Origin of the sequence: Desulfurispirillum indicum S5, from assembly GCF_000177635.2 — a bacterium.
GTDB classification, from domain to species: Bacteria; Chrysiogenota; Chrysiogenetes; order Chrysiogenales; family Chrysiogenaceae; genus Desulfurispirillum; species Desulfurispirillum indicum.
The window spans coordinates 2,263,017-2,280,528 of the sequence record NC_014836.1 but is presented as its reverse complement, the minus strand read 5'-3'; the positions used below and the strand labels follow the sequence as shown (position 1 = coordinate 2,280,528).

At 57.5% G+C, this 17,512-nt stretch carries 15 protein-coding genes; 9 read left to right on the top strand and 6 right to left on the bottom strand.

All coding sequences use genetic code 11. From position 1 onward, the window contains the following. Window positions 1-106 precede the first annotated feature (106 nt). The 3 genes from SELIN_RS10705 to SELIN_RS10695 form a co-directional block, all read right to left on the bottom strand. Window positions 107-1,276: a class I SAM-dependent rRNA methyltransferase gene (locus tag SELIN_RS10705; protein WP_013506683.1), complete on the bottom strand. Its 1,170-nt coding sequence runs from the start codon at window positions 1,274-1,276 to the stop codon at window positions 107-109. Further along, a complete protein-coding gene (locus SELIN_RS15285; protein WP_013506682.1) occupies window positions 1,273-1,563 on the bottom strand; it encodes a YciI family protein in 291 nt (96 codons plus the stop codon). Before SELIN_RS15285 ends, SELIN_RS10705 begins: the two co-directional genes overlap by 4 nt. 173 nt (window positions 1,564-1,736) lie before the next feature. Next, on the bottom strand, window positions 1,737-3,848 hold the full coding sequence (locus SELIN_RS10695) for a transporter substrate-binding domain-containing protein (protein WP_013506681.1): 2,112 nt from the start codon (window positions 3,846-3,848) through the stop codon (window positions 1,737-1,739). Window positions 3,849-4,805: 957 nt separating this feature from the next. On the opposite strand from SELIN_RS10695, the gene yidD reads away from it, so the two are divergent. Further along, on the top strand, window positions 4,806-5,198 hold the full coding sequence (gene yidD / locus SELIN_RS10685) for a membrane protein insertion efficiency factor YidD (protein ID WP_013506680.1): 393 nt from the start codon (window positions 4,806-4,808) through the stop codon (window positions 5,196-5,198). A gap of 33 nt (window positions 5,199-5,231) precedes the next feature. Beyond that, window positions 5,232-5,708, top strand: a complete 477-nt coding sequence (gene ybaK, locus SELIN_RS10680; RefSeq protein WP_013506679.1) for a Cys-tRNA(Pro) deacylase — start codon at window positions 5,232-5,234, stop codon at window positions 5,706-5,708. A 12-nt stretch (window positions 5,709-5,720) separates the two neighbouring features. Here ybaK and SELIN_RS10675 read toward each other — a convergent pair whose 3' ends face one another. After that, window positions 5,721-6,194 (bottom strand): chemotaxis protein CheX, encoded by a 474-nt coding sequence (locus SELIN_RS10675; RefSeq protein WP_013506678.1) that lies wholly within the window; start codon window positions 6,192-6,194, stop codon window positions 5,721-5,723. A 134-nt stretch (window positions 6,195-6,328) separates the two neighbouring features. Next, the gene (nifV, locus tag SELIN_RS10670) at window positions 6,329-7,462 is read right to left on the bottom strand and encodes a homocitrate synthase (protein WP_013506677.1); all 1,134 of its coding nucleotides are present in this window, start codon (window positions 7,460-7,462) and stop codon (window positions 6,329-6,331) included. 292 nt (window positions 7,463-7,754) lie between these two features. Between nifV and nifB the strand changes: the two genes are divergently transcribed. From nifB to SELIN_RS10640, 6 genes are all read left to right on the top strand, one after another. Further along, entirely contained in the window at window positions 7,755-8,681 is a 927-nt protein-coding gene (nifB, locus tag SELIN_RS10665; RefSeq protein WP_013506676.1) for a nitrogenase cofactor biosynthesis protein NifB, read from the top strand. Beyond that, the gene (locus SELIN_RS10660) at window positions 8,678-8,965 is read left to right on the top strand and encodes a hypothetical protein (protein WP_013506675.1); all 288 of its coding nucleotides are present in this window, start codon (window positions 8,678-8,680) and stop codon (window positions 8,963-8,965) included. The genes nifB and SELIN_RS10660 overlap by 4 nt, the downstream gene beginning before the upstream one ends. Window positions 8,966-9,109: 144 nt before the next feature. Next, the gene (nifA, locus tag SELIN_RS10655) at window positions 9,110-10,741 is read left to right on the top strand and encodes a nif-specific transcriptional activator NifA (RefSeq protein WP_041726055.1); all 1,632 of its coding nucleotides are present in this window, start codon (window positions 9,110-9,112) and stop codon (window positions 10,739-10,741) included. Between the two features lie 247 nt (window positions 10,742-10,988). Next, entirely contained in the window at window positions 10,989-12,401 is a 1,413-nt protein-coding gene (locus tag SELIN_RS10650; RefSeq protein ID WP_013506673.1) for a tetrathionate reductase family octaheme c-type cytochrome, read from the top strand. A 147-nt stretch (window positions 12,402-12,548) separates the two neighbouring features. Further along, the gene (trpB, locus tag SELIN_RS10645) at window positions 12,549-13,718 is read left to right on the top strand and encodes a tryptophan synthase subunit beta (RefSeq protein ID WP_013506672.1); all 1,170 of its coding nucleotides are present in this window, start codon (window positions 12,549-12,551) and stop codon (window positions 13,716-13,718) included. Then, window positions 13,715-15,430, top strand: a complete 1,716-nt coding sequence (locus SELIN_RS10640) for a sensor histidine kinase (RefSeq protein ID WP_013506671.1) — start codon at window positions 13,715-13,717, stop codon at window positions 15,428-15,430. The genes trpB and SELIN_RS10640 overlap by 4 nt, the downstream gene beginning before the upstream one ends. Here SELIN_RS10640 and SELIN_RS10635 read toward each other — a convergent pair whose 3' ends face one another. Then, the gene (locus SELIN_RS10635; protein ID WP_013506670.1) at window positions 15,431-16,183 is read right to left on the bottom strand and encodes an alpha/beta hydrolase; all 753 of its coding nucleotides are present in this window, start codon (window positions 16,181-16,183) and stop codon (window positions 15,431-15,433) included. Window positions 16,184-17,064: 881 nt separating this feature from the next. Here SELIN_RS10635 and SELIN_RS10620 point away from each other — a divergent pair. Next, a complete protein-coding gene (locus SELIN_RS10620; RefSeq protein WP_013506668.1) occupies window positions 17,065-17,310 on the top strand; it encodes a hypothetical protein in 246 nt (81 codons plus the stop codon). Window positions 17,311-17,512: the final 202 nt, after the last annotated feature.

Sequence of the window (17,512 nt, the reverse complement as noted above, 5' to 3'; positions counted from 1 at the left end):
TCGCCCGACGTGCTGGCGTGCCCTGGAGTCAGCGGCAGCATGCGTGGGCAGCATACGCTTTTCCGGAGCACGAGTGAATATGGAATTGTAAAGAGAAAAAGAATTTCTACTGAACCTGCAGCAGAAATCCCTTGAGGTACTCCCCTTCGCGGTGGCCCAGGATTCGGGGATGATCCATGCCAGCGCCGAGCCGCTGCAGAACTCGTACCGTCTTGCCGCTGTCCATGGCGGCCCAGCGCAGCACTTCCTCGAAGCGCTGAATATCCATGTGACCACTGCAGGAGAAGCTCAGCAGATGCCCGCCGGGGCGGAGTTTCCTCATGGCCAGCAGGTTGATGTCCTTGTAGGCGGCTTCAGCCTGGGCGATCTTGTCCGCGCGTTTCACGAAAGGGGGCGGGTCGAGAATGATGGTGTCATACTGCTCCTGATCGCTGCGCAGGAAGTCGAAGACATCTTCCTTGACCATGATATGGGACGAGTCGTCCATCTGGTTCAGTCGTATATTGGTACTGAGCAGGTGCAGGGCGGTGGCGCTGACGTCGACGCTTTTGACCAGGCTGGCTTCGCCTCTCAGGGCATTGAGGGAGAACCCCCCCGTGTAGCAGAAGCAGTTGAGCACCTCGCGCCCCTGGCTGAGGTGGCGCAGCAGCAGGCGGTTATCGCGCTGGTCAAGGTAAAATCCGGTTTTCTGTCCCTCCAGGGGCTGCACCACATAGGTGATGCCGTTTTCACGCACCTGCAGGCTTTCCGGCAGGGTACCCCACAGGACGCCGCTGGAAGGGGCCAGGCCCTCCATCTGGCGGACGCTGCCATCGCTGCGCTCGATAATGGCAATTGGCTCCAGAACCAGGCGCAGCTGTTCCACGATCTGGGTGCGTCGGGCGTCCATGGCCGCAGTTGTGATCTGCAGCACCGCCACGCTGTCGTAGATATCCACCACCAGGCCGGGTACACCGTCACCTTCGGAGTTCAGCAGGCGATAGCAGTTGGTCTGAGCGGGGTTCAGCAGTTCCAGACGCCTTGACTGAGCCTCGCGCAGCACCTGTTCGAGGTAAGCGCCGTCGCACTCGCGTTCAAGGCGGGAAAACATGCGGATGCGAATCTGGCTGTCGGGATTGTAGAGGCCGCAGCCAAGAAAGGCTTCGCCCTCGTAGACCGCCACCGTATCGCTGGCATCCAGGGGCTCTTCCGTGCGGGCAATGGCACCACTGAACACCCAGGGGTGGCCGCCTACAATGTGCTTGCGTGCCTTGGGCTTGATCCAGACGCGTTTCATAAAGGGGAGGTGAGCACTTTGTCGACGCGGTGGATCTGCGTGCTTTCAAAGAGTCCTTCGCGGGTATAGGGGTCGTCTTCCATGATCTCCTTCACCATATCCAGTGAGTCGGTATGGAAGAGGATCAGGCTGCCGATCATGTTTTCGTTGCTGTCGTCCTTCAGGGGACCACCAAAGGCGATCAGTCCTTCCTCATGGAATTTTTTCAGGCGTTCCACGTGGGCCTGGCGGTTGCGTTGGCGGATGTGGGCCGAGTCAGCTTTGTCTTTTCCCATAAATACTATCATGGCGTACCTCGAAAAATATATTTGCTGCCAAAAAAATTGATGACCATGTGAATTGACGCAATCAAGCATGATAGCAGATTTTCCCTGAAAGGGGGAGGTGTGTTCGGGGATTTTCTGGCCAGTGGCGCGAAGAGAAGGACGTATCCGCACAGCAGCGCGCGGGTGAAACATTCCTACTGGCGCACCCCGCGCAGGATAATTCGGAAACGCGCGCCGTTTTCGGTGTTTTCGGCGCTGATTTCGCCGTTGTAGGAGTCTTCCACGATACGGCGGACCACATAGAGCCCCATGCCCTTGTCCCGTGATCGGAATGAGGTGGTGACATAGGGATCGAAGAGCTGGGGCAGGATCTGCTGGTCAATACCCCCCAGGGTGTCTTCCAGGCATACTTGCACGTTCTGCCCATCAACGGTGGCTGCGATGGTTATGGCACCGTCCCGGATATTGCGTTCACCCATAGTGGAGACGGCATTGCGCAGGAGTTCCACGAAGATTTCAATGAGGTCATTGCGATTGACGGTGACGATCAGGGCTGGGTCGATCTGATTGTGTATCTGCAGCTTACGGGAGCCTTCACTGGAAAGAAAATGCGCAGCCTGGTCGCACAGGCTCGACAGCGCGAAGGCGCTGCGCTCGATGTCATTGGACTGGTAAAGCTCGGTAAACTGCGAAATGGTCTCCGAAAGGCGGAAGATCTCCTGCTGGCCCGCCCGAATGCGCTCTGTCAGAATTTCTGCGGTCAGCTCACCTTCCTGGAAGAGAATCTCTATCTCATCAAGGGTGAGGGAAGCTATATAGAGGGGCTGGCGCCACTGGTGGGCCAGATTGACCATCAGATTCAGCAGCGAGTGGCGGCGGCTCTGTTCAAAGAGCATGCGCTCCTGCTGGCGCACCGTCTGCACCGCTTCGGCAATCTGGTCCTCTTGGCGCCGGAGAACCTGCTCCAGCTCATCCTTCGCCCTTTTGCTCTCGGTGATGTCGCGCACCAGTGCCAGAAAGTGGCCGGGTTCGCAGGGAACGAGCCGGCATTCAAAGAAAGAGAGCTGACCGCTGATTTTCAGCTGGTAATGGAAAAGATGCAGCCGCTCGCCATTGCCGATACCGGCAATGGCCTCCATGGTCTGGCGGGCAGCCTCTGGCGGCAGAATTTCCGTGACAGGCCGACCCAGGAATTGCCGGGATGGCATAAGCTGTGGTCCGGCCAGGTCAGTGGCGTGAAAATCCAGAAACACCCCCTGTTCGTCCAGAGTAAAGATCATGTCGGGCATGGCGGCAAGCAGAGCCTGGTTATGGGCCTGGCTTTCGCGCAGTTCGTCAATGGTTGCTGTCAGGTGCTGCTCGTTGCGACGCAGCTGTGCTGTCTGGCTGGCCACCACCCGCTGCAGCTGAACGTTCCAGAGTACCACCAGGGCAATGCCGCCAAGGAGGGCCAGAGCGTAGGGCCACAGCTCAATCCAGTTGATGCTGCGCCCTGGAATACTGGTGCCGAGCCACTTCTGATTCAGCCTGTCCAGCATGCCGCTGGAGAAAGCATGGTCAATGCCTTTATTGAGTATCGATTGCAGCATGGCGTTGCCATTTTTGACGGCCATGCTGTTGAGGCCGATGTAGAGCGGCTCACCCACAATCTTCATGCGGTCGTAGAGATTGTGGCGGTAGAGGTGGTAGAGTACGATCTGTTCATCGCCGATGACGGCGTCTGCCCTGCCTCGAATCACGGCTTCCGCCGCCTCGGCAAAACTGCCCGTCGGCACGATCTCGAAGTCAATATTCTGCTGCTGCAGGAACTCGGCGGCGTAATCGCCGCGCTGCATGGCAATGCGTTTACCGTGCAGATCTCGCAGCCCGCGTATATCTGGACGGTCGGCGGCGATGAAAATGGAAGCGGGAACCTCGAAGATGGTCTGGGTGAAGTCAAAGGTCTCATCGCGCAGCGCACTGTAAAAAAAACTGGTCAGCACATCGGCCTCACCCGACAGCACCGCCTGTTGGGCTTCAAGAAACTCCATATCCAGAAAGCGTGCGTGAAAACCCATTTCTGCACTGATCCAGCGTGCCAGTTCGATCATCATCCCATTGCGGGTGCCGTAGTCGTCGCTGAATTCGAAGGGGGGGTAGTTGGTCTGGCTGACAAAGACGACCTCCTGGCGCTGAGCCAGGAAATCGCGCTCGTCATCGGAAAGATGCACGGCGCTGTGGGCGTTGACAGAAAAGACACCGCCATAAAGCAGCAGTGCGCAGAAGAAAGGTAGCAGGGTATGGAAATATAACCCGCGTATCTGCATGTTCTCCCACCGTAAGGTATGTTGATTCTTCCTTGTGACACATAAGAAAAGGTATGGTTAATTTGTAACACGGGTTTTGTGTTTCCACAATATGAATACCGAAGTGCTGATGTACATCTGAAGTTTCGCATCTTGTCGTCTTGGTTTAAGCGTCATTATTCTGATGTTTATCATGCAAGAACCGTATTGACTTTGCATGCTTGGCTCATCTGGTATCTTTTTTCGCTTCCGGATATTATCCTTTTTGACCGCGCAAAAAGGACTCAAAAACGCGCCCCCCGAACGCCCGTTTTTCCGGTTCGCCTGCTCGCCTGTTCTGGAGATCCGGCAGCAGGCTGCTCAAAGAGGCCCATCTGCGGCGTTGCCGGGCATCACTCGTCACTGCGACGTACGGGGAGCACGCCTCCCTCCTCGCTTTGCCGGCGCCTTGCACCTGGGCCTCTTTGCGTCGCCTGACCCCTGCATCCTTGCAGTGCTGCCGGACCACTCACTTCCTGTGAGTGTCCCGTTCGGGTCTTGCCAGCCAGGCGTCGCACTCACCGGACGGGCTCAGGGGGGAACTGTCTGCTTCTGCCTCTCCCCCGTGTGCTGGCCCAGCCAGGACGTGCTGACTGGAACGCGGTAGACCCGCAGGGTTGCCGCCACGAGGGCGGCAACCGCAAACCAAAAGCCACGGAGGGCGGTTGTTTGCGGTCCCCAGTTCCAGGCAAGCGGACGGCTGAGAAGGACAGCACTGGGGGTCGCTTTTGCGCCACTTTTGGCGAGTCAAAAGTGGCAAGGAAAATTCCTGAGTAATGGAATCGGAATGTCAAAGACTCAGTCTGTGCAGAACTATTTCCGCCATTCCAGCATGGTATCCGGGTCGGTGCCGGCAATCTGCCGTTTCGGGGGCGCGAAAGTTGAGTTATACTTCCTTTACGTAAAGGCTTCGAGAGAGTGAAAGGGATGGAGTACTGCATGACAAGACGCTTGCTGAGCACATTGAGCCTTGTTCTGATAATGGCCACCGCTCAGGCGACTGCGCGGATGAATGAACCCTGGGATGAACCACGGCCATCGGGAGTGCAGCGCCCGGAGGTTTCAGATTCCTTTGGCAGCGCCATGGGGGTCAGTCTCATCCGCCTCTACCAGCGTACGGCTTCACGGGTGGATACGGACCGCAGCAAGAGTTACCCCGTATCCAGTCGCTATGCCATTCAGGCCTTTGAACAGCAGGGGTTCTGGCTGGGGATGTTCCTGACGGCGGATCGACTGATCCGCGAGATTGACCCCTCCACAAATCCCCATCGCATCTATGAAAATGGCCGTCAGTATATCTATGACCCACTGGAGGCCAATGTCTGGTGGTAGGTGCCTTTCAGCGGCCTGCTCGAGGAGGAGCATATGACACCCGCAGTTCTGTCTGCCAGAAAAGCTGGCATTGAGTTTGTGATGCACGAGTATACCCACGACCCCTCCCATGCTTCCTACGGTGCCGAGGCCGCGCAAAAGCTGGGTGTTTCCGGAGAGCGGGTTTTCAAGACGCTGGTGGTCCAGCTGGATGGAGGAGGCTTTGGGGTCGCGGTGCTTCCGGTGGACTCCAGGCTGAGCATGAAGATGATGGCCCGTGCCCTGGGCGTCAAAGGAGCGGAAATGGCGGCCGCGCACGATGTGGAACGGGTGACTGGCTATGTGCTGGGTGGCGTGAGCCCCCTGGGGCAGAAAAAACGCCTGAAGCTGGTTCTCGACAGCTCGGCCCAGGAATTTTCCACGGTGTTTGTCAGCGCCGGGCGACGTGGGCTGGAGATTGAGCTGGCACCCGCTGACCTGCTGAGGCTGACGGGGGGAACGCTGGCAGCGATTATCCAGGGTTCCGGGTAAGCGGTGTGCTCGTTACTGTACAGTTTCACGCAGGCTGACTTCCACCACGAATTTCCCGATACCCTCCACCTCAAAGGGCAGGACAATGCACTGGGTGTTGCGTGGTGGCGTGAGTTTGTGATCGCGCCCGGTGATCACACTGGGGATGGATATCTTGAAGCGTACGCCAGTGGTGCTGAGCTCGCGCTTGGCACCACCGCTGACAATATTGGCGAATTCCCCCAGGGCGTCCAGTACCTCTTCGTTGATGGTAGACTTTTCTTCGCCGGTGAAGGAACTGACAAATCTGAGGGCCACCTCACGGGGGAAGCTGATGGCAACGGTTCCGTGCACATCGCCATTGACGCCGATGATGGCCGTGATGTCGTAGGTGGGCTGAACACCCTCCTTGAGAAATATTTTATCGCGCTTTGGCGGCACCTTGATGATGGATGCCAACACGCTGATGGTGGACGCTACAAATGGATTGATGAAGTTGGCATTCATGGTACCGATTCTCACCTTTGGTGTGGAAGTGCTTGTCCACATGGGTGTCATCGCCCCGGGGCGGCAATGGGTGCTGAGAATATAACACAGCAGTTCCATTTTGGGCGATGAATGAATCAATATACCATATTGCGTCAGTTGCAAAGAGATGAACCCGTGGAACAGTCCTGATAAATGTGCCGAAGTTCCCGATTGGTAAGATTGCGCTTGCGGCGCAGGGCTTCGGATTTGACACGGGGCATCATGCGGCTGATGGTCTCCGGTGTGCTGGTCAGGCCCAGCAGTTCCAGCTTGTGATGCAGCACGGAGCTGCCACTGTGGCTGCCTACCACAAGACGGCGTTTCAGGCCCACTTCTTCAGGGGTGAAGGCTTCGTAGTTGGCGGGATTTTTCAGGACGCCATCGGTATGGATGCCCGACTCGTGGGTGAACATGAACTGACCGATGACGGGCCGGTAGGGCTCAATAGTCCGCCGTGCCGCCTGGCTCACCAGCTCCGAAAGGGGGCGCAACTGGCGGGTGTCGTAGGGGCAGGGCTGTTTCCACACGTGCTTGAGGGCCATGATGACTTCTTCCAGGGGGGCATTGCCCGCCCGCTCTCCAAGGCCCATGACGGTGGTGTTGATATAACGGGCGCCAGCCCGCACGGCGGCCAGGGCATTGGCGGTGGCCATGCCGAAATCGTTGTGGGTGTGGATTTCCACATCGATGCCGCTGCGCTCGATGAGGGTGCAGATCTTTTCGTAGGTGCTGAAGGGGTCCAGCACGCCGACGGTATCGCAAAAGCGCAGGCGGTGACCGCCGTAGTTTCGGATGACCTGCGCGTACTCCACCAGAAAGTCCATATCGGCCCGTGAAGCGTCTTCACCGCCAACTGACACATAGAGGTCGTGCTTTACGCAGTACTCCAGCACACGCTTGAGCTGATCCAGCACCCAGGCGCGGCTCTTTTTCAGCTTGCCCTGAATCTGGATGTCCGAAAGGGGCAGAGAAATTTCCACTGCCCGCGCTCCGGCAGCCAGCGAGGCCTCTATGTCAGAAACCAGGGCGCGGTTCCAGGCCAGAATACGGGCCTTGAGCCCCAGTTCCATGATGGCGCTGAAGGTTCGACGCTCCTGCGCATCCATAACAGGAATTCCCGCTTCAATCTCTTCCACCCCCAGGGCATCCAGTTTGCGGGCAATGGCCAGCTTTTCATGGTGGCTGAAACAGACCCCCGGAGTCTGAGCGCCATCGCGCAGGGTGGTGTCGTCTATGTGGATGTGCATAGGGTTCTCCTTGCAGGCCTTGTGTGAGGCCGGGCTTTACCGCATGAGAGTACTGTAAAGGTGATTATTCAATCCCGATGCCAAATCGCGTTTCTCCTGCTGAAGCCCATTGCGGATCGTCAGCTTGTGTCATTTTTGTGACAATTGTCAGGAATTGTCAGCTTTGTCCCCCTGGGGGATAGTGCTCCATGTGATTATAAAATAAGGGGAAAACTGAATGGCACCGGGATTGCTCTCTTGCGGGACACCTCCCGGCAGTGTGTCAGGGGGAATGACTCTCCTGGAGGACACCATGCCAAACGGACAATGTGAACAGCGCCATGCCAAAGAGCAGCAGCGGATGGCTGATATAAAAAAACGCATAGCCAACCATCCCTGCTTTTGTGCCAAAGCCCATGGAAAGTATGCCCGTATTCATCTGCCCGTTGCTCCTGCCTGCAATGTGCAGTGCAACTACTGTAATCGTAAATACGATTGCTCCAATGAGTCACGCCCCGGCGTGACCAGCCGAGTGATAACCCCGCAGCAGGCACTGGAGAGGGTGAAGCTGGTCCAGGAGAAGTTGCCGACTCTGAGTGTGGTGGGTATTGCCGGTCCCGGTGATGGCCTGGCCAATCCCGATGCCACCCTGCGTACCTTCGAACTGATTCGTGAGCACGATCCCAACCTGAAACTGTGCCTGAGCACGAACGGGCTGATGCTGCCGCGCTACGCTGCTGATCTGGTGCGCCTCGGGGTGGAGCATCTGACGGTGACCATGAACGCGATTGATCCCGCTATCAGTGCTTCCATCTACAAATGGGTGGCGCTGGACGGCAAACGGTATTACGGCGAAGAAGGCGCTTCCCTGCTGCTGGAGCGGCAACTGGAAGGCATTGGTCGCACGGTGGAGCTGGAGGGCATTGTGAAGGTGAATACGGTGCTCATTCCCGAAATCAACGGCACTCATATTCTGGAGGTATCGAAAAAGATCCGCGAGCTGGGTGTCTTTATCCACAATATCGTGCCCCTGATCTGCAAGCCGGAGCATGGGACGTATTTCGGCGAGATCGGCCTGCGGGAGCCGGACACAGCGGAGTTGGATCAGGCTCGCGAAGCGGGCACGGCGGTCATGGGCAGTTTCTCCCGGGTCATGAAACACTGCAAGCAGTGCCGTGCTGACGCGGTGGGCCTGCTGGGTCAGGATCTGGAACTGAACTTTCAGGAGGTAGGACAATGAGCGGACGTATGATGGAAGGCAAGATTATCAAAGGTGTGGTGGAAGACCTGGACCGTGGACATGGAATGGCCAGTGTCACCATCCGCTCCGGCAAACGCATTTTCAGTGTGTTGATGCCCACTTCAGAAGTGCTGACGGCCGGAGTTGAGCTGAACCGCGAGGTCTTCTGCATGATCGAGGGCAAGGATATCACGCTGTTCCGGGATGTTCAGGACTTCTTCCGCCTCTACGGACAGGGCCGCCACAATATGGAATTCCATTTGCCCCAGCCGCGTCTGTTGTAAGAGCGTCGGCTTTGCTGAACCTAGTGCCAGGAGCTGCTGTCTTTATGCTGCCGCAATATGGCATAACCCTGTGGGAGGTATGGTATGCCAGCCACCAATGTTATAGATCCACCAGTATCAAGATTACTCCAGCGAAGTGCCCCCATGAATAATCGCATTAGTTACTATAAGCTCTCTCTCGACACGATTTATGAAATCAGCCGGGTGCTCTCCTCATCCTACTTCCGCAACAACGCGCTGAAAAACGTGCTGGCGGTGCTGGCCAATGCCTTTAACATGAAGCGAGGCATGGTGCTGCTCTATGATGATGCCATCGACCAGCTTTCGGTGGCGGTTTCCATGGGTATTTCCCAGCAGGAGCTGGAAAAGCTGCGCTACCGTTCCGGCGAGGGCATTGTGGGCAAGGTGTTCAAGCTGGGCATGCCCATTCTGATTCCCGATATCAGCGAGGAGCCCACCTTCCTCAATCGCGCCGGACGCGACCTGAAAGATGAAAAACTCAGCTTCCTGGCGGTACCCATCGTGGGCGAAAAGTCCCGCATTTACGGCGTGCTGGCCGTGGATCGCAACGTTGGGGATATCTACAGCTACTCCAGCGAATTCAACCTGCTGAAGATGATATCCTCGCTGCTGGCCTCCTTTCTGGAGAAGATCAGGACCATCGAGGACGAACGTCAGAAACTGCAGGAGGAGAAGAGCCGCCTGCAGAACGAAGTGGTCAGCAAGTTCTCCTTCCAGGGGCTGGTGGGGCAGAGCAAACCCATGAAGCGGGTTTTCGAGAAGATCAACATGGTCGCCAGGGCCCGTTCCACTGTCCTGATTCGGGGCGAAAGCGGCACGGGTAAGGAGGTGGTGGCCAAGACCATCCACTTTAACAGTGACCGGGCCACCAAGCCCTTTATTGCCGTCAACTGTGCCGCTATTCCCCACGACCTGGTGGAGAGCGAAATGTTCGGTTATGAGAAGGGCGCTTTTACCGGCGCGTCGGGCCAGAAGAAGGGCAAGTTTGAGCTGGCCGATGGCGGCACCATCTTCCTGGACGAGATCGGCGACATTCCCCTGGCGGCCCAGAGCAAGCTGCTGCGCATTATTCAGGAGCGGGAAGTGGAGCGCCTGGGGGGTACCAGCACCATCGCGGTGGATGTGCGCATCATTGCCGCCACCAACAAGAATCTTGAAGATGAGGTGAAGGCCGGTCGCTTCCGCCTGGACCTTTACTATCGCCTCAACGTGGTGACCATCTTTCTGCCCTCCCTGCGCAAGCGCAAGGAGGACATTCCCCTGCTGGCCAATCATATCCTGCAGCGGCTGAACAAGGAGTACGGCCGCAAGCTGGATATCAGCCCCGCCGCCATGAGCGCCCTTGCTCGCTGCAACTACCCCGGCAATATCCGGGAGCTGGAAAACTGTATCGAGCGCGCCGCCCTGTCCGCCGAAGGCAACTCCATTCAACCCACCGACGTTTCCTGCATGCGTGGCGAAGTGTGCTACTCCCATATCATCGAGTCAGTCCTCAACGAGGAATTTAACCAGCCGGCTCCGCCCGTTGGAGGAGCAGCAGGAGCGTCCGCCCCTGCTGTCCCGCCAGCCATGGATCTGCCCCGCCAGGTGGCGCCGCCCCAGGCGGCGATTTCCGCCAATGAATATGAGCGGGTGCTTCAGGCCCTGGAGGAAGCCGGCTGGGTACAGGCCAAGGCCGCCCGCTTGCTGGGCATGACCGTGCGCCAGCTCAACTATCGCATCAAAAAGTACGGTATCGAGCTGCGCAGAATCTGATCATGGCGGGCTCCCGTTCAACCTGTATCGTTGGCGCCGTGCGCCAGTGACTTTTCCACCTGCTGGTCCGATTCGGGTATTTTCGCATACCGTCAGCGCTCCAGAAATATTCGCGTATGGCGAAAAAAGAATTGATGCATTTCAATGAATGGCTATAATGTCATGAAAATGTTCGTGAAATGTCTCACGAAAACAGTGCGTCTGAGCCCCCGCCAAGGGGGTATTCTTTATAATCTGGAGAGAGTGTATGAAGCGTGTGTTGTCGGTTTTTTCGGTCTTCTTTTTCGCACTGGCTCTGGCGGGTTTCGCATCAGCGGGGCTTGACCATTCCATGTTTATTCAAGGTGAGTTCAAAAGTGGCCCCGAGGTCACCAAAAAGTGTCTTGAGTGCCACTCCCAGCAGGGCAGGGATTTTATGCAGACCGCGCACTGGAAGTGGGCCGGGAAGCCAAATCATGTCAAGGGAATGGAGTCATCCAAAGAGGAATACGGTAAGCGTAACATGATCAACAACTTCTGTATTTCCGTTGAAGGTGGCACCAATCCCCAGAATATGGCCAGCTGTACTGGATGCCATGCTGGTTATGGCTGGAGAGACAGCAGTTTTGACCACAGCAACCCCGTCAATATCGACTGTCTTGTCTGTCATACCAGTGAAGGCGACTACTTCGGTGCCAAGCGCAGTGGTGGAGCTGGTACGGTCAGTAAAGCCTATGTGGAAAGCGGTGGACTGTTGAAGGCCGCCCAGAGCGTGGGCAAGCCATCCATGATCAACTGCGGCACCTGCCACTTCTACGGCGGTGGGGGAGATGCCGTCAAGCACGGCGGCTTGGATTCATCGCTGTACACGGCGAATCGCAGCCTGGACGTTCACATGAGTGCCCCAGCCAACATGACTTGCGTTGACTGCCATACCGCCGACAAGCACCGCGTCAAGGGAGCCTCCACCATGATGGCAACCCACGAGGGCCGGGTCAGCTGCAGCGACTGCCACGCTGATGTGCACAAGAGCAACCCCCTGATGGCCAAGCACCTGGATGCCATCGCCTGCCAGACCTGTCACATTCCTGCCCACTCCCGTGGTCAGCACTCCAAGGTTCTGTGGGACTGGTCCACTTCCGGCAAGAAAAAAGATCCCGAATGGGAAGGCGACCACGATCGCGAAACCTACTATCCCACCAAGGGGACATTCGAGTGGGGCAAGGACGTGATGCCCGCCTATCTGTGGTATAACGGCCAGATAGAGCGTTATATGAAGGGTGACAAAATCGATCCCAAGCAGATGACCTCCATAAACAAGCCTGTGGGCGACATCAAAGACAAGAAGGCCAAGATCTATCCCTTCAAGGAGCACCTGGGCAATCAACCCTATGACACCCGTCACCTCTACCTGCTGACGCCGCACACCTTCCAGGGTTACTGGAGCCACCTGGACTGGCAGAAGGCTCTGGTGGAAGGAGCCAAGGGGGCTGGTATGGAATACAGTGGTTCCTTTGATTTCGCCAGGACCATCGAGTATATCTCCGTCAGCCACCAGGTAGCTCCCAAGGAGCAGGCCCTGAAATGCGCCGATTGCCACAGCCCTCAGGGTCGTCTGGACTGGAAGGCGCTGGGATACGGCTCTGATCCCATGACCGGCGGTACCTCGCGGAATAAATGACCATGACCTGTTTTGCTTCGGGTGGGCCGTAAGGCCCACCCTTTTTTCGTTGGCATGGGGATTTTCCATAGTCAGCACCGGTATTTCATGGCATGATAAGCGGATCTACTACTGTGCCCCAGGGCGAATTCAGCAAGAGAGTATGCTATGCGAACCTATACCTATGGCCCCTACGGTGGAGCCTATGTCCCGGAAGTGTTGCATCGGCCGCTGGCCGAGCTCACCGAAGCCTTTGGAGAAGCCCTGCGCGACCCCGCGTTTCTGCAGGAATTTCAGCATATCCTCACCCATTATGTGGGGCGCTCCACACCCCTCTTTCATGCCGCCAATCTCAGCCGTAAATATGATTGCCAGGTGTACCTGAAACGCGAAGATCTGGCCCATACGGGAGCCCACAAGATCAACAACACCATCGGCCAGGCGCTGCTGGCCAAGCGTATGGGAAAAAAACGGGTCATTGCCGAAACCGGTGCCGGTCAGCATGGCGTCGCCACGGCTACGGCGGCGGCTCTGCTGGGTCTGGAGTGTACGGTCTTCATGGGCAGCGTGGACGCCAGACGCCAGGAGGCCAACCTCTTCCGCATGCGCCTGCTGGGCGCCCAGATCCAGCTGGTGGAGTCGGGCTCCAAAACCCTCAAGGATGCCACCAGCGAAGCCATTCGCAACTGGATTGCCACGGCTGACGACACCTATTACATCATCGGCTCGGCCCTGGGCCCCTCACCCTATCCAAAAATTGTGCAGACCTTCCAGTCGGTGATTGGCAGCGAAATCCGCTCCCAGTTCTACCAGCAGCACCTGCGCCATCCCGATGCGGTCATCGCCTGCGTGGGTGGTGGCTCTAATGCCATTGGTACCTTCAGCGGTTACTATGAAGATCGCGATGTCAGGCTCTACGGTGTCGAGGCGGGCGGTTACGGCCTGGCCAGTGGCCAGCACGCGGCCCCCATCAGCGAGGGCAACAAGGGTATTCTGCACGGGTTTTTCTCCTACTTCATGTGTGACGAAAATGGCAATATCCGTGACACCCACTCCGTCTCCGCCGGTCTTGACTATCCTGGTGTCGGCCCTGAACTGGCCTGGCTGGCCGACAGTGGACGGGTGGAGTATATCGACGCCACCGACGAACAGGCCCTGGCCGCCTGCATGGAGCTGGCCCGCTGCGAAGGTATCCTGCCCGCCCTGGAATCCAGCCACGCCATTGCGGCTATTCCTGTGGTTGCGGCCAAGCATGGCCCTGGCTGCCATATCGTGGTTACTCTCAGTGGCCGTGGCGACAAGGATATGGGTATTTTGCAGGAGAAACTTCAGCCATGAGCGCCGAGGGGCTGCCAATCTGGGGCGAAGGCTCGCCCCAGGCTCCGGCGGGGTCATCGGAGGAGCTCCTGCGTCAGCTGCGTGAACGCACCAAGGAACTGGAGTGCCTGCACTCGCTCTCCCGGCTTATCGCCGATAGCAGTCTTGATCTGGATCGCCTCTTTCAGCACACCTGTGAGCTGATCCCCGCCAGCTGGCAAAACCCCCACCAGACCAGTGCCTCAATTCAGTTTGACGGAAAAATTTTTCAATCGGGAAACTTTGATGTCACCGCCACCTGCCTGCAGGCGCCTCTGTGGGTGCGCGGAGTCCTGCGCGGGCGCGTTGAAGTGTGCGTGATCGTCGCCGCCGATGAGCCCGGTGCCCAGGCAGCGTTTCTGCCGGAAGAGCGCTCCTTGCTGCAGACTATCGTCACCTCTCTGGAACGGGCGGTGCTGCAGGTGGAGTCGGAACGGGACCTGCAGTATCGCCAGGAGCTGGCCCGTCAGATCATGCTCCTGTCGGCACGTTTTATGGCCGCGTCCCCTGCCCGTCTCGATGGCACCATCGAGGACGCCCTGTCCCGTATTGGCGAGCTGTGTCGCGCGGATCGCTCCTATATATTCTTCTTTGATGACGCCATGACCACCATGGATAACACCCACGAATGGTGCGCCGCTGGCATTTCGCCGGAGCGGGAGAATCTGCAGTCGGTGCCCTGCTCCCTCTTTCCCGCCTGGATCAGTACCCTTGCCCGGCGGGAGAATATTCTTATCCCCGAAGTTGCCACCCTTGGCCCGGACTGGCAGGCGGAGCGGGAAATTCTCGAACCCCAGGGGGTGCTTTCACTGGCGGTTGTTCCCCTGTGGGGAAATCACGGGCTGATGGGCTTTCTTGGGTTTGACTCCGTGCGCAGCCTGCGCCAGTGGCAGGAGGACGAAGTATCCCTGCTGCGGGTTCTGGCCGACCTGATCGCCAGCGCCCTCGACCGCAGTCGCAGCGAAACCTTTCTGCGCCAGGTGCGCAGCACCACCGCCAGCAATATCATCACCGCCATCGCCCACCACTGGCGCCAGCCCCTGACCGCCCTCTCCCTGGCCCTGCAGGATATGATCGATACCCAGGATTACGGTGAAATGGACGCCCGGTATCTGCGGCAGGGAGTTGGTGAAGCCCTTGGCAAGATCGAGGAGATGTCGGAAGTTATCGACCGCTTTGACCACTTTCTGCGCCCCAGGTACGATGTGGGTGCCTTCTCCCCGAATACCAGTATTCATGAGCTCCTGAAACTGGTGGGCAGCCAGTTCAGCGCCGAACGCATTGAGCTGGAGTACGACGCGGAGCGCCCTCAGGCACTGGTCCGGGGGTATGAGTACGAGTTCACCCAGGCTCTGCTGGCAATTCTCTCCAACGCCCGCGAAGCCATAGAACGCTATCGGGCCAGGAAGCCTTCCGCTCCTGTCCGCATCCTGATTGAAAGTACTACCGACGCCGCTTTCATGTGTATCCGCATCACCAACACCGGAGAGCCCCTGGCGGCCCACGCCATGGAGCAGATGTTCATGCCTTATATCTCCAACCACCATATGATTCCTGGACGCGGCCTGGGTCTCTACTTTGCCAGAATCGCCATTGAGGAGAACATGGGTGGCACAATCAGCGTGGAAAATACCATCGGTGGCGTGCGCGTGAATATCAGCCTTCCCCTGTGCCCGGAGGATGGCACGACCTGATCAGCTCACCTCGCTTACGAATTTTCTCACCAGCTCGAAGTACTCAGCAGCATTCACCAGCATGATATCGTTGTGATTGCCATTGGCGAAAACGCGCAGCTGTTTTTTACCCCCCGCCCACTCATGCAAACGCTCCCCATGACTGACATCCACCAGCCCATCATGGCGCGTATGCAGAATCAGCGTCGGCCCACCATAGCCGCCAATCTTGGCCCGGTGGTCAAGACGCTGGCGAACCTCCAGCTGCAGCTTTTCCATGGTTGTGCCCATTTCACCAGGACTGACCCGCAGCAGAATGCGCTCCAGGGGATCGGCAATACCGCTCTCCAGAATCAGACCCGCCGCCGTGGGGAAGCGGTGCGCCGCCTCCAGGGCAAAGATGGAACCCACCGAGCGGCCGAAGAAGATAAGCTTTTCAGCAGGCTCGCCGATGGCATTGACCATGGCCACCACATCGTCCAGCATCTCGCCAAGCTGGGGCGAACCATCGGACATGCTGTAGCCCCGGTATTCGGCGATAAACACATTGGCCCCCAGGGATTCCAGAATATGCAGGAAGTCGCCCAGATAGTCGCTGACCACCTCGCCATTGCCGTGAAAGTGCACCACCGTAGGCGCACCGGGCAGGGGACGGTGGAAATAGCACGAGAGGCGAACGCCCTCCCGCTCCACCCAGAAGGGATCAGGGAAGGGAATCCTGGTGGGGAAGAAGTAGCGCTGGGCGATGAGAGGATGGTTCAGTACCTGGGGCATTCTGCTCTCCTTTTGCGGGCAATCAGTTTTTGGTTCACAGAAAAACGCCCAGCTGCGCTGCAGCGTCATTCAATCTTGTTCACACACGGTTCGGAGGCTGTCGCGCAACAAGGTGCTTCACTTTTGCACCCCAGAAACGGCAGATTGTCTGCGCTGATCCTGATGCCATGCTGGAATGGCGGAAATGGTTCTGCACAAATTGCGTCGCGATATTATCCTCGCCTTGTTTATGAGTTTCTTTTGCCACTTTGGACTCGCACAAAGTGGCTGGGAAGCGGCCCCAATGCTGTCTTTTTTCAGCCGTCCGCCTGACTGGAACTGGGAACCGCAAACAACCGCCCTCAGTGGCTTTTGGTTTGCGGTTGCCGCCCTCGTGGCGACAACCCTGCGGGTCCATCGCGTTATGCAGGCAAGACCCGAACGGGACACTCACAGGAAGTGAGTGGTCCGGCAGCACTGCAGGGAAGCAGGGGTCAGGCAATGCAAAGAGACCCAGGTGCAAGGCGCGGGCGAAGCGAGGAGCGAGGCGTACTCTCTGTACGTCGCAGTGACGAGCGATGCCCGGCAACACAGCAGATGGGGCTCTTTAAGCAGCCTGCTGCCGGATCTCCAGAACAGGCGAGCAGGCGAACCGGAAAAACGGGCGTTCGGGGGGCGCGTTTTTGAGTCCTTTTTGGGCGGTCAAAAAGGACAATACCCGGAAACGAAAAGAGGAATATCAGATAAGTCAAACATACAAAATCAATACGGTTTCCGCGCAGTAAATATTAGGAAAATAATATATTAGCCCAGGGCGACAAGGTGCGAAACTTCAGAATGTTGTATTTTATTTCGAAACCGATATACACTGTAACATATTCCAAGCCCAAGCGGAGACCAGCGTGGCCATTTTACTGATTTGCACCTTTACCCTTCTCCTGAACATTCCCCTCGGCTATCTGCGCCAGAATTACGCAAAATTCAGCATCGGCTGGCTTGTCTGTATTCACGCCTCAATTCCCCTCATCATCTACCTGCGAGTCCTCAGGGATCTGGGCTGGGGATACATCCCCCTGACCATCGCCGCCGCCGTGGCCGGACAGATGGTGGGCGGCAGCCTGCATCGACGTCGCCATATGGCAGCTTGAAGGGTAATCGCCTCAGAGCCTTTCCGCGAACGCGCGCAAGAAGCACAAAGCCAATTCTCACGCAACGCCCACCAGGGAAGACCATTGGAAGAGTTCCTTCACCGCGAATAGGCTCAAATGGACAAGCGGCTGTATCTGTCCGTGGGGTATCGGTGAGCGTTGGTTATTGTACAACAGGTACGCAGACGGCTCTTTCTTTCGC

Coding starts and splice junctions, on each gene's coding strand:
- SELIN_RS10650 (WP_013506673.1), top strand. CDS start 10,989: ATGAAGCGTGTGTTGTCGGTTTTTTCGGTCTTCTTTTTCGCACTGGCT.
- SELIN_RS10640 (WP_013506671.1), top strand. CDS start 13,715: ATGAGCGCCGAGGGGCTGCCAATCTGGGGCGAAGGCTCGCCCCAGGCT.
- yidD (WP_013506680.1), top strand. CDS start 4,806: ATGACAAGACGCTTGCTGAGCACATTGAGCCTTGTTCTGATAATGGCC.
- nifA (WP_041726055.1), top strand. CDS start 9,110: ATGAATAATCGCATTAGTTACTATAAGCTCTCTCTCGACACGATTTAT.
- nifB (WP_013506676.1), top strand. CDS start 7,755: ATGCCAAACGGACAATGTGAACAGCGCCATGCCAAAGAGCAGCAGCGG.
- SELIN_RS10635 (WP_013506670.1), bottom strand. CDS start 16,183: ATGCCCCAGGTACTGAACCATCCTCTCATCGCCCAGCGCTACTTCTTC.
- SELIN_RS10660 (WP_013506675.1), top strand. CDS start 8,678: ATGAGCGGACGTATGATGGAAGGCAAGATTATCAAAGGTGTGGTGGAA.
- nifV (WP_013506677.1), bottom strand. CDS start 7,462: ATGCACATCCACATAGACGACACCACCCTGCGCGATGGCGCTCAGACT.
- trpB (WP_013506672.1), top strand. CDS start 12,549: ATGCGAACCTATACCTATGGCCCCTACGGTGGAGCCTATGTCCCGGAA.
- SELIN_RS10675 (WP_013506678.1), bottom strand. CDS start 6,194: ATGAATGCCAACTTCATCAATCCATTTGTAGCGTCCACCATCAGCGTG.
- ybaK (WP_013506679.1), top strand. CDS start 5,232: ATGACACCCGCAGTTCTGTCTGCCAGAAAAGCTGGCATTGAGTTTGTG.
- SELIN_RS10705 (WP_013506683.1), bottom strand. CDS start 1,276: ATGAAACGCGTCTGGATCAAGCCCAAGGCACGCAAGCACATTGTAGGC.
- SELIN_RS10695 (WP_013506681.1), bottom strand. CDS start 3,848: ATGCAGATACGCGGGTTATATTTCCATACCCTGCTACCTTTCTTCTGC.
- SELIN_RS15285 (WP_013506682.1), bottom strand. CDS start 1,563: ATGATAGTATTTATGGGAAAAGACAAAGCTGACTCGGCCCACATCCGC.